Raw genomic sequence first — 15,786 nt, forward strand, 5'->3', positions numbered from 1 at the left:
GTGACGGCTCTGGGCCCTGTGGCTCACGCGAAGGCGAGGTTGTAGAGCCCGCCCGCGAGTGCGCCGCCGACGAGCGGTCCGACGACGGGGATCCAGGCGTAGCCCCAGTCGGATCCGCCCTTGTTCGGCAGCGGAAGCAGCGCGTGCACGATACGCGGACCGAGGTCGCGAACCGGGTTGATCGCGTAGCCCGTCGGGCCGCCGAGCGAGAGACCGATGGAGACGACGACCAGGGCGGTGATCAGGGCGCCGAGCGTGCCGATCCCGTTGCCGTCGTTGTTGAGGCCCTGCGTGAGGATCGCCAGGACCAGCACCATCGTGGCGATGATCTCGGTGACGACGTTCTGCACGGCGTTACGGATCTCGGGTCCCGTAGTGAAGATGCCGAGAACCGGTCCGGCCTTGGGGGCCGCGGCCTTGTCGACCATGCCCTCCTCACCCGAATGGGCGCTGAGGACCTCAGGATCGGTGAGGTGGGCCCGGAACTGTCCGTAGTAGACCAGCCAGACCAGCACCGCGCCGATCATCGCGCCGAACAGTTCGGAGACGAGATAGAGCGGTACGTCGCTCCACTTGGTGCCGCCCTCGATCGCCAGGCCGATGGTGACCGCCGGGTTGAGGTGCGCTCCGGATACGCCGCCGACCATGTACGCGCCGGTCAGCACCGCGAAGCCCCACCCGAAGGTGACGGCGAGCCAGCCGGCGTTCTGCGCCTTCGAGCGCTTGAGCGTGACGGCGGCACAGACACCGCCGCCGAGCAGGATGAGTACGGCGGTACCGATGGTCTCGCCGATGAAGATGTCGGAGCTGGACACCCGCGACTCCTTTGTCCTTCGTCCAGGGAAGCCGAACCCCGGGTCCCTCCGGTGGTCCGCGCCCTCAGGTGAGGGCGTTGCCGGCCTTGGCTCTGCCACACCCTAACGCGTATTTCCGTTAGACGTTCGACAATGCCGACCGGTGAACGGCAGTGTTTCTCCCAGGTGAATGAGGCGTCAAGGGGTGTGTGTTCTATAACTCGATCGTTACCGGTGGCTCCGATGGTCGCGCACGGGTTCAGAAGCGCCTGGCGCCCAGGTCCCGGGAGACCGCGCGGGCGCAGTCCCGTACCGCCGCCACCAGCTCCGGCCGCAGCTCGCCGTCCGCGCACACCCGCTCCACCGCACCGGTCACGGCCACGGCTCCCACCGGCATCCGGCGCCGGTCGTGGATGGGTGCGGCCACCGCGGCGACGCCCTCCCAGGTCTCCTCCACGTCGGCCGCCCAGCCCCGCGCGCGGATCAGGTCGAGCATCGACTCGAACTCCTCCGGATCGGTGACCGTGCGGGGCGTGAAGGGCTGCCTCTCGGCCTCCAGGGCCTCCGTATGGGCCACCGGGTCATAGGCCGACAGGACCTTGCCCAGGGCCGTGGAGTGCAGCGGCTGCATGGCCCCGACCTCCAGCACCTGGCGGCTGTCGTCGGGCCGGAAGACGTGGTGGACGATCAGGACGCCCTGCTGGTGCAGTACGCCGAGGTGGGCGCTCTCGCCGCTGGAGCGGGCCAGGTCGTCCGTCCAGACCAGTGCGCGGGCCCGCAGCTCGTGGACGTCCAGATAGCTGTTGCCCAGGCGCAGCAGCTCGGCGCCCAGCTGGTAGCGCCCGGACGCCGCGTCCTGCTCGACGAAGCCCTCGTGCTGGAGGGTGCGCAGGATCCCGTGTGCGGTGCCCTTGGCCAGGCCGAGGGAGGAAGCGATGTCGGACAGTCCCAGCCGCCGCTCGCCGCCCGCCAGCAGACGCAGCATCGCGGCCGCCCGCTCCAGCGACTGGATGTTCTTGGCCATCGCGCCGTACTCCTCCACCTCGGTTCGACAATGCTGAACACTATCGGTCGATGCCGACCCATGCTCGATCGCTAGGGAATTCTGCGGCACTCCGACACCCCGGACGACCGCCTGAACAGCATGCAGTCCGATTCGTGGGACAGAGTGACGGCCCGGGACGCCGCCCGGCTACCCTGGCCGGGTGCGCCTTCCGCCGAAGCCGCAAAGCCGACAGCCGTCGCATCCCAGGGAGTACATCCATGGCCTCGTCGCCGACCCCTTCCGCCGACAGCCGGAACCGAGCCGCAGCCCTCCGTGAGGCGCTCGCCACCCGAGTCGTGGTGGCCGACGGTGCCATGGGCACCATGCTCCAGGCACAGGACCCCACGCTCGAGGACTTCGAGAACCTCGAAGGCTGCAACGAGATCCTGAACCTCACGCGCCCCGACATCGTGCGCTCGGTGCACGAGGAGTACTTCGCCGTCGGCGTGGACTGCGTGGAGACGAACACCTTCGGTGCGAACCACTCGGCCGCGAACGAGTACGAGATCGCCGACCGGATCGTCGAACTGTCCGAGGCGGGCGCCCGCATCGCCCGCGAGGTCGCCGACGAGTTCGTCGCGAAGGACGGCCGCCAGCGCTGGGTCCTCGGTTCCGTGGGTCCGGGCACCAAGCTGCCCTCGCTCGGCCACATCGCGTACGACGTGCTGCGGGACGGCTACCAGCAGAACGCCGAGGGCCTGCTCGCCGGCGGCGCGGACGCCCTCATCGTGGAGACCACGCAGGACCTGCTGCAGACCAAGTCCAGCCTCATCGGCGCGCGCCGGGCGATGGACGCCCTGGGCATCGACGTGCCGCTGATCTGCTCGCTCGCCTTCGAGACGACCGGCGTCATGCTGCTCGGCTCGGAGATCGGCGCCGCGCTGACCGCTCTGGAGCCGCTGGGCATCGACCTGATCGGGCTGAACTGCTCGACGGGTCCGGCCGAGATGAGTGAGCACCTGCGCTATCTGGCCCAGCACTCGCGCACACCGCTGATGTGCATGCCGAACGCGGGCCTGCCCGTGCTGACCAAGGACGGCGCACACTTCCCGCTCGGCCCCGAGGGGCTGGCGGACGCGCAGGAAACCTTCGTGACCGACTACGGCCTGTCCCTGGTCGGCGGCTGCTGCGGCACGACGCCCGAGCACCTGCGCCAGGTCGTCGAGCGAGCCCGCGACCTCACCCCCGCGGTCCGCGAGCCACGCCCCGAGCCGGGCGCCGCCTCGCTCTACCAGACCGTGCCGTTCCGCCAGGACACCTCGTACCTCGCGATCGGTGAGCGTACGAACGCCAACGGGTCGAAGAAGTTCCGCGAGGCCATGCTGGAGGCCCGCTGGGACGACTGTGTGGAGATGGCCCGCGACCAGATCCGCGAGGGCGCGCACATGCTCGACCTCTGCGTCGACTACGTCGGCCGCGACGGTGTCGCCGACATGAAGGAGCTGGCCGGACGGTTCGCCACGGCCTCCACCCTGCCGATCGTGCTGGACTCCACCGAGCTGCCCGTGCTGCGGGCCGGTCTGGAGAAGCTCGGCGGGCGCGCGGTCCTGAACTCGGTGAACTACGAGGACGGCGACGGCCCCGAGTCGCGCTTCGTCCAGGTCACCCGGCTCGCCGCCGAGCACGGCGCCGCGCTGATCGCCCTGACGATCGACGAGGAGGGCCAGGCCCGCACCGCCGAGCACAAGGTCGCCATCGCGGAGCGGCTCATCGAGGACCTCACCGGCAACTGGGGCATCCAGGAATCGGACATCCTCATCGACTGCCTCACCTTCACCATCTGCACCGGGCAGGAGGAGTCCCGCAAGGACGGCATCGCCACCATCGAGGCCATTCGCGAACTGAAGAAGCGCCACCCCGACGTCCAGACGACGCTGGGCCTGTCGAACATCTCCTTCGGCCTCAACCCGGCCGCCCGCGTCGTCCTGAACTCCGTCTTCCTCGACGAGTGCGTCAAGGCCGGTCTCGACTCCGCGATCGTGCACGCGTCGAAGATCCTTCCGATCGCCCGCCTGGACGAGGAGCAGGTCAAGGTCGCCCACGACCTGGTCTACGACCGCCGCGCCGAGGGCTATGACCCGTTGCAGCGGCTCATGGAACTGTTCGAGGGCGTCAACATGAAGTCGATGAAGGAGGGCAAGGCCGAGGAGCTCCTCGCCCTGCCGCTCGACGAGCGCCTCCAGCGCCGGATCATCGACGGCGAGAAGAAGGGCCTGGAGGCCGACCTCGACGAGGCCCTGCAGACCCGGCCGGCTCTGGACATCGTCAACGACACCCTGCTGGAAGGCATGAAGGTCGTCGGCGAGCTCTTCGGCTCCGGCCAGATGCAGCTGCCGTTCGTGCTCCAGTCCGCCGAGGTCATGAAGACCGCGGTGGCCCACCTGGAACCGCACATGGAGAAGTCCGACGCCGAGGGCAAGGGCACCATCGTCCTGGCCACCGTCCGCGGTGACGTCCACGACATCGGCAAGAACCTCGTCGACATCATCCTGTCCAACAACGGCTACAACGTCGTCAACATCGGCATCAAGCAGCCCGTCTCCGCGATCCTGGAAGCCGCGGACGAGCACCGTGCCGACGTCATCGGCATGTCCGGTCTCCTGGTCAAGTCCACCGTGATCATGAAGGAGAACCTCCAGGAGCTCAACCAGCGCAAGCTGGCCGCCGAGTACCCCGTCATCCTGGGCGGCGCCGCCCTGACCCGCGCCTACGTCGAACAGGACCTCCACGAGATCTACGAGGGCGAGGTCCGCTACGCCCGCGACGCCTTCGAGGGCCTGCGTCTGATGGACGCGCTCATCGGGGTCAAGCGCGGCGTTCCGGGCGCCGTCCTCCCCGAGCTGAAGCAGCGCCGTGTGCCCAAGCGCGACACGGCCGTGCTGGAGGTGGAGGAGCCGGAGGAGGGTGTGCGTTCCGACGTCGCCGTCGACAACCCCGTCCCCACCCCGCCGTTCTGGGGCAGCCGCGTCGTCAAGGGCATCCAGCTCAAGGAGTACGCCTCCTGGCTCGACGAGGGCGCCCTCTTCAAGGGCCAGTGGGGCCTCAAGCAGGCCAGGGCCGGTGACGGACCGACGTACGAGGAACTGGTCGAGACCGAGGGACGCCCGCACCTGCGCGGCTGGCTCGACAAGCTGCACACCGAGAACCTCCTCGAAGCAGCCGTCGTCTACGGCTACTACCCCTGTGTCTCCAAGGGCGACGACCTGATCCTGCTCCACGAGGACGGCTCCGAGCGCACCCGCTTCACCTTCCCGCGCCAGCGCCGCGGCCGCCGCCTGTGTCTCGCGGACTTCTTCCGCCCCGAGGAGTCCGGCGAGACGGACGTCATCGGCCTCCAGGTCGTCACCGTCGGCTCGAAGATCGGCGGCGAGACCGCCAAGCTCTTCGAAGCCAACTCCTACCGCGACTACCTGGAGCTGCACGGCCTGTCCGTCCAGCTCGCCGAGGCACTCGCCGAGTACTGGCACGCCCGGGTCCGCTCCGAGCTCGGCTTCGCGGGCGACGACCCGGCCGACGTCGAGGACATGTTCGCGCTCAAGTACCGCGGTGCGCGCTTCTCGCTCGGTTACGGTGCGTGCCCGGACCTGGAGGACCGGGCGAAGATCGCCGACCTGCTCCAGCCCGAGCGGATCGGCGTCCACCTGTCGGAGGAGTTCCAGCTCCACCCCGAGCAGTCCACCGACGCCATCGTCATCCACCACCCCGAAGCGAAGTACTTCAACGCGCGGTAGGACTCCGTTCGACGCGCGGTAGCAGTACGAGTCGTACACTGGTCGGTCCAGTGCAGGCCGGTCGCCCTCCTCCGGGAAAGGCGGCCGGCCTTCTCGTCCCTCATGGAAGGTGTGCCGGATGACCAGTACGATCCCCGCGTCCCCGACCCGTACGGCCGAGGGTGCCGCCCTGCAGGCCGTCCTCCTCGACATGGACGGCACCCTGGTCGACACCGAGGGCTTCTGGTGGGACGCCGAGGTGTCGGTCTTCGCCGATCTGGGGTACCGGCTGGACGAGGCGTGGAAGGACGTCGTCGTCGGCGGTCCGATGACCCGCAGCGCCGGATACCTCATGGACGTCACCGGGGCGGACGTCACCCTCGACGAACTGACCGTGCTGCTCAACGACCGCTTCGAGAAGCGCATCGCCGACGGTGTGCCGCTGATGCCGGGGGCGGCCCGGCTGCTCGCCGAACTCGCGAGACACGAGGTTCCCACCGCGCTCGTCTCCGCCTCGCACCGCCGGATCATCGACCGGGTCCTGGACTCGGTGGGCCGTCACCACTTCGCGCTCACCGTCGCGGGCGACGAGGTCACCCGCACGAAGCCCCACCCGGAGCCCTATCTCACGGCCGCGAGAGGCTTCGGGGCCGACCCCCGGCTCTGTGCCGTCATCGAGGACACCGCGACCGGCGTGGCCGCCGCGGAGGCCGCGGGGTGCCGGGTGGTCGCCGTGCCGTCCGTGTCGCCGATCGCTCCGGCCGCCGGCCGGGTCGTCGTCGGGTCGCTCGAAGAAGTCGACCTCGCCTTTCTCCGGGGCCTGGTCACCGGAATGCGGTGATGCGCACACCGAGAGTATTTCTGTGAATGAACGGAAAAGCTCTCGCGAAAGGGAGTGCTTTTTATGTCGCGCCAAGGTGTCGATAAGGCGGGGACATGTCAAAGTGTAAGCGGGTCCGTCACGTGACCTTCGTCACTCGACGGGTGGTCGAGAGGTGGCTTGATTTCGCCGTTCCCCCTATGGGGTGTGCCCAAGTGTCCCGATTGGTGATTCCGTGTACGAATCATTCCGGGAGATTCCGGGAGCGGGAAATTTACTCGCCGTTGACTTCCCGGTCTCCCTGATTACCCGGGGCGCGGAACCGGTCCGGGCCCACCGGCGGCGGCTACTAATGTCGTTTTCTCCATGACCGCATGAGGGAGAACGTCCACGATGAACCGCAAGACTCTGGTGCTGCCGGCCGTCGTCGGCCTGCTCGCGCCCGTACTCGCCGCCTGCGGCGCGTCGGACGGCGGGAGCGATGGCAACGGCGCCATCGTTGTCGGCACTACGGACCAGTTCGTCGCCTCCGAGGAGGCCCCGGCACCCCTGGACCCGGCCATCGGCTACGAGGCGGGCGTCTGGAACGTGCTGCGGCAGACGGTCCAGACCCTCATGCACGTCCCCCGGGGCGGCGGCCTGCCGGTGCCCGAGGCGGCCGAGAGCTGCACCTTCACGGACACGGCGAACGAGAGCTACCGCTGCAAGCTGCGCGCGGGACTCGAATTCGCCGACGGCAGCGCGGTCACCGCCGAGGACGTCAAGTACTCCATCGACCGCGTCATCCGGATCAAGTCCACCAACGGACCCGTGTCCCTGCTCAACAACATCGACACCGTCGAGACCAAGGGCGATCGCGAAGTCGTATTCCATCTCCGGACCTCGGACGCGACCTTCCCGTACAAGCTCTCCACGCCGCCCGCCGGAATTGTCCAGAAGGGCAAATACCCGGCGACCTCCGCGCGCAGCGGTTTCCAGGTGGACGGTTCCGGCCCGTACACCATGAAGCCCGAAGTGAAGAACGACCAGGTGGTGAAAGTCGTCTTCACCAAGAACCCCCGTTACAAGGGCGACCTCAAGGTGTTGAACGACAAGGTCGAACTCGATCTCTTCCCCGACGCCACGGCCATGGGCAAGGCGCTCGACGAGAAGAAGATCGACATGATGACCCGGACGATGTCGCCCAAGCAGGCCCAGCAGATGCTGGAAAAGCCCAAGGACGACGTCAAGCTCACCGAGATGCCCGGCCTCGCGATCAGCTACCTCGGCTTCGACACCGAGGACCCCGCCGTGAAGAACAAGGCGGTCCGCCAGGCCATGGCCCAGATCATCGACCGCGGCCAGATCGCGAGCGAGGTCTACGGGACGACGGCCGAGCCGCTGTACTCACTGATCCCGTCCAGCATCACCGGGCACACCAACTCGTTCTTCAACAAGTACGGCGAGCCCAGCGCCACCAAGGCCGCCGCCATCCTGAAGGGCGCCGGGATCCACACACCGGTGAAGTTCACCCTGCACTACACGACCGACCACTACGGCGAGGCCACCGCCGCCGAGTTCCGGACGCTGAAGAAGCAGTTCAACGACACCGGGCTGTTCGACATCTCCGTCGAAGGCACCCCCTGGGCGAAGTACCGCCCGGCCGAGGTGCGCGGCGACTACGCCGCCTACGGCATGGGCTGGTTCCCCGACTTCCCGGACCCGGACAACTACACGGCGCCGTTCCTCGACAAGGACAACTTCCTCAACTCGCCCTACCGGTCGACCCTGGCCCAGAAGACCCTCATCCCGCAGTCCCGCCGCGAGGACGACCGCAGCGCCGCCACCAAGACCTTCCAGCAGCTCCAGGACATCGTCGCCGAGGACGTCCCCGTCCTCCCGGTCTGGCAGGGCAAGCAGTACGTCGCCTCCCGCGAGGGACTCACCGGCGTCGAATGGGCGGTCAACTCCTCCGCCGACCTCCAGCTGTGGGAGCTCGGCCGCAGCTGACACGCGATGCCGCCCCGGCCCCGGCCCCCGAAGGGTCACTGGGCGCCGGGGCGCACCAGTCCGCTCTCGTACGCGTACACCGCGGCCTGGACCCGGTCGCGCAGCCCCAGCTTCGTCAGCACATGGCCCACATGCGTCTTGACCGTGGTCTCACTGACGAACAGATCGGCGGCGATCTCCGCGTTCGACAGACCGCGTGCCACGAGCTTCAGGACCTCCACCTCGCGGTCCGTGAGCGTGTGCAGGGTGTCCGGGACCGGCTCCTCGCCGGACGGCAGATGGTCCGCGTACTTGTCGAGCAGCCGGCGCGTGATGCTCGGCGCGAGCATCGCCTCGCCACCGGCGACCACCCGGATCGCCTGCACCAGCTCATTGGCCGGGGCGTCCTTCAGCAGGAAGCCGCTGGCGCCGGCGCGCAGCGCCTCCACCACGTACTCGTCGAGATCGAACGTCGTCAGCACCAGCACCTTCGCCGGGCCGTCCCGGCCCGGGCCGGTGATCTGACGCGTCGCCTCGACGCCGTCCATCCGCGGCATCCGGATGTCCATCAGCACCACATCGGGCTGCAGCGCCCGCACCTGGTCGAGCGCCTGGAGACCGTCACCGGCCTCGCCCACCACCGCGAGGTCGCCCTCCGCCTCCAGAATCATCCGGAAGCCGGTGCGCAGCAGCGGTTGGTCGTCGACCAGTAGGACGCGGATTGCCACGGGATCTCCTCAATGTCCTTCAAGGGCACCGGGCAGGCCGGTCTCAGCCCGGACCGGGTCCATTCTGCCCTGGACATCCTGCGTCGACTCCGCCGGGCGCACCGTCAGCGGATACACCGGGGGAGTCCCACCGAATTCGGGACAGAGCGCCTGGTGGTCGCACCAGCCGCACAGCTTCGTCGGCCGCGGCCGCCACTCGCCCGTCTCCGTCGCCAGCGAGATCGCGTCCCACAGCGCCAGCAGCTTGCGCTCCACCCGCTCCAGGTCCGCCACCACCGGGTCGTACGTCATCACGTCGCCGCTGCCGAGGTAGACCAGCTGGAGCCGGCGCGGCACCACACCCTTGAGCCGCCAGATCACCAGCGCGTAGAACTTCATCTGGAAGAGCGCGCCCTCCGCGTACTCCGGACGCGGCGCCTTCCCCGTCTTGTAGTCCACGATCCGGACCTCGCCCGTCGGCGCCACGTCGATCCGGTCGATCACCCCGCGCAGCCGCAGACCCGACTCCAGCTCCGTCTCGACGAACATCTCGCGCTCGGCCGGCTCCAGACGCGTCGGATCCTCCAGCGAGAACCAGCGCTCCACCAGCCGCTCCGCCTCCGACAGCCATCGCGCGAGCCGCTCGCCCTCCGGGTCCTCGGCGAACAGCTCCCCCAGCTCCGGCTTCGACTCCAGCAGCCGGTCCCACTGGGCCGGGATCAACGAGGTGGCCCGGCCCGGCGTGCGCTCCGGCGCGGGATTGTCGAACAGCCGCTCCAGCACCGCATGCACCAGCGTGCCCCGGGTAGCCGCCTCGCTGGGCTTCTGCGGCAGCTTGTCGATGACCCGGAAGCGGTACAGCAGGGGGCACTGCATGAAATCGCTCGCCCGCGACGGCGAAAGGGACGAGGGCGGCTGAGGCGGCCGCGGTACTGAGGTCATGACGAAGACCCTACGACCCGCCACTGACACCGATCGGCATACCATCGACCACAGACCCTCGAACACTGCATGATCGTGCCGAAACGGCACCGACCGAAGGGACCTCGTGGACGAGAGCGGCAACAGCGGGCGGCCGCAGCCCGGCCCAGGGGGTACGGGCCCCGGCGACGGCCCTGACAAGGGCGCACCGGGACGCAAGGAGGATCCGGGAGGCGGCATCCTCATGGGCCGCCCCTTCGGAGTGCCGGTCTACGTCGCGCCCAGCTGGTTCGTCGTGGCAGCCCTGATCACCTGGGTCTTCGGCGGCCAGCTCGACCGCGTCCTGCCCGACCTCGGCGCGGCGCGCTACCTGGTCGCCCTCTTCTTCGCGATCGCGTTCTACGCCTCCGTGCTCGTCCACGAACTCGCCCACACGGTCGCAGCCCTGCGCTACAAGCTCCCGGTCCGCCGGATCCAGCTCCAGTTCTTCGGCGGCGTCTCCGAGATCGAGAAGGAATCCGAGACCCCCGGCCGCGAGTTCGTCCTCGCCTTCGTCGGTCCGCTGCTCTCCCTCGTCCTGGCGGGCGTCTTCTACGTCCCGATGAAGTTCGTCGAAGCCGGCACCGTGCCCGGTGTGCTGCTCGGCGGACTGATGATCTCCAACCTCATCGTCGCCGCGTTCAACCTCCTGCCAGGCCTTCCGCTCGACGGAGGCCGGATGCTCCGCGCCGTCGTCTGGAAGATCACCGGCCGCCCGATGAGCGGCACCGTCGCCGCCGCCTGGGTCGGCCGCGCCCTCGCCGTCATCACCCTCGTCGGCCTGCCCCTCCTCACGCACACCGACGTCCTCGGGAGCGGCAACCGCGAGATCAGCGGCATGGACACCGTCACCGACGCGCTGCTGGCCGCGATCCTCGCCGCCATCATCTGGACCGGTGCGGGCAACAGCCTGCGCATGGCCCGCCTCCGTGAACACCTCCCCGACCTGCAGGCCCGCACCCTCACCCGGCGCGCCGTCCCGGTCGAGGCCGACACTCCGCTCTCCGAGGCCCTGCGCCGGGCCAACGAGGCAGGAGCCCGCGCCCTCGTCGTCGTCGACGGAACCGGCGAACCCCAGGCCGTCGTCCGGGAGGCCGCCATCGTCGGTATCCCCGAACACGGCCGCCCCTGGGTCGCCGTCGGCGGCCTCGCCCAGGACCTCACCGACGGCATGAAGGTCTCCGCCGAACTGGCCGGCGAGGCCCTCCTGGACCGCCTCAAGGCCAGCCCCGCCACCGAGTACCTCGTCGTCGAGGACACCGGTGAGATCTACGGAGTGCTCTCCACCGCCGACGTCGAGCGTGCGTTCGTCGCCGCCATGGCCCGCCCCGCCGCCTGAGGGCCGTCGCCCCGCCCGGGCGGGCGGTCGGAGGCCCCGGAAACACCGGTACGCTGGTCACATGTCTGAACCGACCGGTGCCGCCCGCCGACGTGGGCCCTTCAAGGTCGGGGACCAGGTCCAGCTCACCGATCCCAAGGGACGCCACTACACCTTCACGCTCGAAGCCGGAAAGAACTTCCACACCCACAAGGGTTCTTTCTCGCACGACGAGCTGATCGGTGCTCCCGAGGGCAGTGTTGTCCGTACCACGGGAAACGTCGTCTACCTGGCGCTGCGCCCCCTGCTCCCCGACTACGTCCTGTCCATGCCCCGCGGCGCCGCCGTGGTCTACCCCAAGGACGCGGGTCAGATCCTGGCCTTCGCCGACATCTTCCCCGGCGCCCGCGTCGTGGAAGCCGGCGTCGGATCCGGCGCACTGTCCACCTTCCTGCTCCGCGCCATCGGCGAGCAGGGCATGCTGCACTCCTACGAGCGCCGCGAGGACTTCGCCGAGATCGCCCAGCAGAACGTCGAGCGTTACTTCGGCAGCCCGCACCCCGCATGGCAGCTCACCGTCGGCGACCTCCAGGACAACCTGTCGGAGACCGACGTGGACCGCGTCGTCCTGGACATGCTCGCGCCCTGGGAGTGCCTGGAGGTCGTCTCCAAGGCGCTCGTCCCCGGCGGAATCCTCTGCGCGTACGTCGCGACCACCACCCAGCTCTCGCGGACGGTCGAGTCCATCCGCGAGATCGGCTGCTTCGCCGAACCGCAGCCCTGGGAGTCGATGATCCGCAACTGGCACGTCGAGGGCCTCGCCGTGCGTCCGGACCACCGCATGATCGGCCACACCGGATTCCTGGTCACCGCGCGTCGGCTGGCCGACGGAGTCCAGCCCCCGCCGCGCCGCCGCCGGCCCTCCAAGGGCGCCTACGGCGAGGACTACACGGGCCCCGGCAGCCAGAGCGGCTCCGCGGCCCGCGACTGACGTCCGCCCGCGACTCGGACCGCCCGCCCGTCCGAGCCAAGGGTGCGCCTTCGGCGCGCACCCCGACGTACCGGCGCCGCCGCCGAGTTCCCGGACCGACCCGGGAACTCGGCGGCGGCGCCTTTTCGTTGCCCATGAGCGCGCGGTGAACGCCGGGCGGGATCCGTAACGACCCCACCGTTCCACTGCCGTGTGAGGTGTGGCACGATGCTGGCCACCCCCACCCCGCCGCCGACGTCCCGCCGACGGCACTGCCTTTCCGGCATTCCGCACCACAGGAACCACAGGAGACATCCCGCGTGCAGACCTCCGCGCTCCCGGACCTCGCGCACACCGACACCACGCCGATGCACTGGCTCGCCACGGCAGCAGCCATGGCCGCCGTCGTCGCGGCAGCCGGTCTGCTCCAGCCCGACGCGAGCGCCTCGGCCTCCACCACCCCCCACCGCACCGTGGCACAGCACGGCGCGTCCCCTGCCGCCGCACCCGACCCGGCCCATGCCGACTTCCCCCTCGAATGCGGCGGGGCGGGCCACACCGTGGCCAAACGGGCCCCCGGCGACCTCGACGGCGACGGCCGTCCGGAAACCGTCGCGGTGGTCCACTGCGCGGCCGGATCCGGTACCCCGCCCAGCGGCGTCTACGTCCTCACACAGGGGAACGGGGCCGCACCACGGATCGTCGCGACCCTGGTGGACCCCGTCCAGAAGATGAGCGTCGGTGACTTCGCGGTGCGTGACGGCGTCGTCTCCGCCACGCTCCTCGGCTACTCCTCGCCCTCGGTTCCCTCCTGCTGCCCGGACGAGCAGGAGCAGGTCACCTGGCAGTGGCGGAACGGCGCCTTCGTACGCAGCAGTCGGCCGGCGGACCCCGCAGGCGCCGGCGTCTGACCGCCGCCACCCGGCGGGTCCGCCGTCCGGGCGGCCGGCACCGCGCGGTCAGGCCGCCTCGGGACCGAAGACCTCGACCCTGTCCGAAACGCGCCGTACATGAATACAGTCGCCCGGGCACTCCTTGGCCGAGTCGACCACGTCCTGGAGGATCGGCAGCGGGACCCGCGTGGTCGCGCCCTTGTCCTGGAGCAGTTCGTCCTGATCGCTCTTGACGTACGCGAGCCCGTCGATGTCCAGCTCGAACACCTCCGGCGCGTACTGCACGCAGATGCCGTCCCCCGTGCAGAGGTCCTGGTCGATCCAGACCTCCAGATCCTGAGTCCCGCTACCGGTGGGAGCGTCCTGCTGCACGGTCATTTCTCCTGCCGTTCCTGCGTATCCGAACCAAAAAAAGCCAGCCCTGACGGGTGTTGAACACTTCGACGATACAACCGGCCGCTTTCGGAGGTTGAAGGGTGGGTATTCACCTGACACGAGGGAGAGGGCGCAAGGGTGAAGATCGGACACGCCCCACAGTCTTTGTGATCTAGGGGTTTCAATCATCACCCACCCAGGTAGGGTCAGGAAGCGTCCAGCTCCCCTTGGAGGAGGTGAGGACCGTGGCAGCCCACGACGACGACATCAACCGCGGCATCCGGCCCGGGCGGGGGTCCGATGACCCAGCCGGCCAGGTCGCCTATCTCGAGCAGGAAATCGCCGTCCTGCGACGTAAGCTCGCCGACTCTCCGCGTCATACGAGGATTCTCGAAGAGCGGATCGTCGAGTTGCAGACCAACCTCGCAGGCGTGTCCGCACAGAACGAGCGGCTCGCCGGCACACTCCGCGAGGCCCGCGACCAGATCGTGGCCCTCAAGGAAGAGGTCGACCGGCTCGCACAGCCGCCGGCCGGCTTCGGTGTGTTCCTGCATGCGAACGAGGACGGTACCTGCGACATCTTCACCGGGGGCCGCAAGCTCCGGGTGAACGTCAGTCCCAGCGTTGAGCTCGAAGACCTCCGGCGCGGCCAGGAAGTCATGCTCAACGAAGCGCTCAACGTGGTCGACGCCATGGAATTCGAGCGGGCCGGGGACATCGTCACCCTCAAGGAGATCCTTGAGGACGGCGAACGAGCCCTGGTGGTCGGGCACACCGACGAGGAACGGGTGGTGCGGCTCGCCGAGCCGCTGCTGGACATCACCATCCGCCCCGGCGACGCCCTGCTGCTCGAACCCAGGTCCGGCTACGTCTACGAAGTCGTTCCCAAGAGCGAGGTCGAAGAGCTCGTCCTCGAAGAAGTCCCGGACATCGACTACAACAAGATCGGTGGCCTGGGCGACCAGATCGAGCTGATCCGCGACGCGGTCGAGCTCCCCTACCTCCACCCCGACCTCTTCAAGGAACACGAGCTCCGGCCGCCGAAGGGCATCCTGCTCTACGGCCCGCCCGGCTGCGGCAAGACACTCATCGCCAAGGCCGTCGCCAACTCCCTTGCCAAGAAGGTCGCCGAAGTCACCGGCCAGCCGGCCGGGAAGAGCTACTTCCTGAACATCAAGGGTCCGGAGCTCCTCAACAAGTACGTCGGCGAGACCGAGCGCCACATCCGCCTGGTCTTCCAGCGTGCCCGCGAGAAGGCGAGTGAGGGTACCCCCGTCATCGTCTTCTTCGACGAGATGGAGTCCCTCTTCCGGACCCGTGGATCCGGCGTCAGCTCGGACGTGGAGAACACCATCGTCCCCCAGCTGCTCGCCGAGATCGACGGCGTCGAGGGCCTGGAGAACGTCATCGTCATCGGCGCCTCCAACCGCGAGGACATGATCGACCCCGCGATCCTGCGCCCCGGCCGCCTCGATGTGAAGATCAAGATCGAGCGTCCCGACGCGGAGGCAGCGAAGGACATCTTCGCGAAGTACCTCACGCCCTCGCTGCCCCTGCACGCGGACGATCTGGCCGAGCACACCGGCTCCAAGGAGGCGGCGGCTCACGCGATGATCCAGTCGGTCGTCGAGCGGATGTACACCGAGTCCGAGGAGAACCGCTTCCTCGAGGTCACGTACGCCAACGGCGACAAGGAAGTCCTGTACTTCAAGGACTTCAACTCCGGCGCGATGATCCAGAACATCGTCGACCGGGCCAAGAAGATGGCCATCAAGGCCTTCCTCGAGCAGGGCCAGAAGGGCCTGCGCGTCTCCCATCTCCTCCAGGCCTGCGTGGACGAGTTCAAGGAGAACGAGGACCTGCCGAACACCACCAACCCGGACGACTGGGCCAGGATCTCCGGCAAGAAGGGTGAGCGGATCGTCTTCATCCGCACACTCGTCACCGGAAAGCAGGGCGCGGACACCGGTCGCTCCATCGACACGGTGGCGAATACCGGGCAGTACCTCTAGAACGCAGACCGGCTGCGGATGCCCGGCCGGGCATCCGCAGCCGGTTGCTTTCCGGACAGCTCCCACGACACCGCAGTAATGACGTAATTGATCTCCCCACCGGCACAGAGGCGCTCTAGGCTCTGGCGTACCGCCCGGTCGCGCAGTGCGGGAACGGGCAAACCGCGCACGCACCGGAAAAGCAGCGGTACTTGAGCGCCGCCCCGGAAGGGAG

Annotated in this window: 12 protein-coding genes; 7 read left to right on the top strand and 5 right to left on the bottom strand. The window is 68.8% G+C overall.

Features of this window, described 5'->3' with window-relative positions; all coding sequences use genetic code 11:
• Positions 1–23: 23 nt before the first annotated feature.
• A complete protein-coding gene (locus OG959_RS31810; RefSeq protein ID WP_326664041.1) occupies positions 24–815 on the bottom strand; it encodes an MIP/aquaporin family protein in 792 nt (263 codons plus the stop codon).
• 238 nt (positions 816–1,053) lie between these two features.
• Complete coding sequence (locus OG959_RS31815) at positions 1,054–1,818, bottom strand: IclR family transcriptional regulator (protein ID WP_326664043.1); 765 nt, start codon at positions 1,816–1,818, stop codon at positions 1,054–1,056.
• Positions 1,819–2,057: 239 nt separating this feature from the next.
• On the opposite strand from OG959_RS31815, the gene metH reads away from it, so the two are divergent.
• The 3 genes from metH to OG959_RS31830 all read left to right on the top strand — a co-directional run bounded on the left by metH (position 2,058) and on the right by OG959_RS31830 (position 8,358).
• A complete protein-coding gene (metH, locus tag OG959_RS31820) occupies positions 2,058–5,570 on the top strand; it encodes a methionine synthase (protein WP_326664045.1) in 3,513 nt (1,170 codons plus the stop codon).
• A 118-nt stretch (positions 5,571–5,688) separates the two neighbouring features.
• Positions 5,689–6,390: an HAD family hydrolase gene (locus OG959_RS31825; protein WP_326664047.1), complete on the top strand. Its 702-nt coding sequence runs from the start codon at positions 5,689–5,691 to the stop codon at positions 6,388–6,390.
• 372 nt (positions 6,391–6,762) lie between these two features.
• The gene (locus OG959_RS31830; protein WP_326664049.1) at positions 6,763–8,358 is read left to right on the top strand and encodes an ABC transporter substrate-binding protein; all 1,596 of its coding nucleotides are present in this window, start codon (positions 6,763–6,765) and stop codon (positions 8,356–8,358) included.
• Between the two features lie 35 nt (positions 8,359–8,393).
• Here the strand turns inward: OG959_RS31830 and OG959_RS31835 are convergent, their stop codons facing one another.
• The gene (locus OG959_RS31835) at positions 8,394–9,065 is read right to left on the bottom strand and encodes a response regulator (RefSeq protein ID WP_148016141.1); all 672 of its coding nucleotides are present in this window, start codon (positions 9,063–9,065) and stop codon (positions 8,394–8,396) included.
• Between the two features lie 9 nt (positions 9,066–9,074).
• Entirely contained in the window at positions 9,075–9,920 is an 846-nt protein-coding gene (locus OG959_RS31840; protein WP_326666750.1) for a RecB family exonuclease, read from the bottom strand.
• 172 nt (positions 9,921–10,092) lie between these two features.
• On the opposite strand from OG959_RS31840, the gene OG959_RS31845 reads away from it, so the two are divergent.
• The 3 genes from OG959_RS31845 to OG959_RS31855 all read left to right on the top strand — a co-directional run bounded on the left by OG959_RS31845 (position 10,093) and on the right by OG959_RS31855 (position 13,203).
• Positions 10,093–11,343 carry a site-2 protease family protein gene (locus tag OG959_RS31845; protein WP_326664051.1) on the top strand — a complete coding sequence of 417 codons (1,251 nt, stop codon included), beginning with the start codon at positions 10,093–10,095 and terminating at the stop codon, positions 11,341–11,343.
• A 61-nt stretch (positions 11,344–11,404) separates the two neighbouring features.
• A complete protein-coding gene (locus OG959_RS31850) occupies positions 11,405–12,313 on the top strand; it encodes a tRNA (adenine-N1)-methyltransferase (protein WP_326664053.1) in 909 nt (302 codons plus the stop codon).
• A 299-nt stretch (positions 12,314–12,612) separates the two neighbouring features.
• Positions 12,613–13,203, top strand: a complete 591-nt coding sequence (locus OG959_RS31855; protein WP_326664055.1) for a hypothetical protein — start codon at positions 12,613–12,615, stop codon at positions 13,201–13,203.
• 48 nt (positions 13,204–13,251) lie between these two features.
• On the opposite strand, the gene OG959_RS31860 is transcribed toward OG959_RS31855, so the two are convergent.
• On the bottom strand, positions 13,252–13,563 hold the full coding sequence (locus tag OG959_RS31860; RefSeq protein ID WP_326664057.1) for a ferredoxin: 312 nt from the start codon (positions 13,561–13,563) through the stop codon (positions 13,252–13,254).
• Between the two features lie 242 nt (positions 13,564–13,805).
• Here OG959_RS31860 and arc point away from each other — a divergent pair, with 242 nt between their 5' ends.
• Entirely contained in the window at positions 13,806–15,572 is a 1,767-nt protein-coding gene (arc, locus tag OG959_RS31865) for a proteasome ATPase (RefSeq protein ID WP_219568970.1), read from the top strand.
• Positions 15,573–15,786: the final 214 nt, after the last annotated feature.

It is taken from the genome of Streptomyces sp. NBC_00385 (genome assembly GCF_035917155.1).
GTDB lineage: Bacteria > Actinomycetota > Actinomycetes > Streptomycetales > Streptomycetaceae > Streptomyces > Streptomyces poriferorum.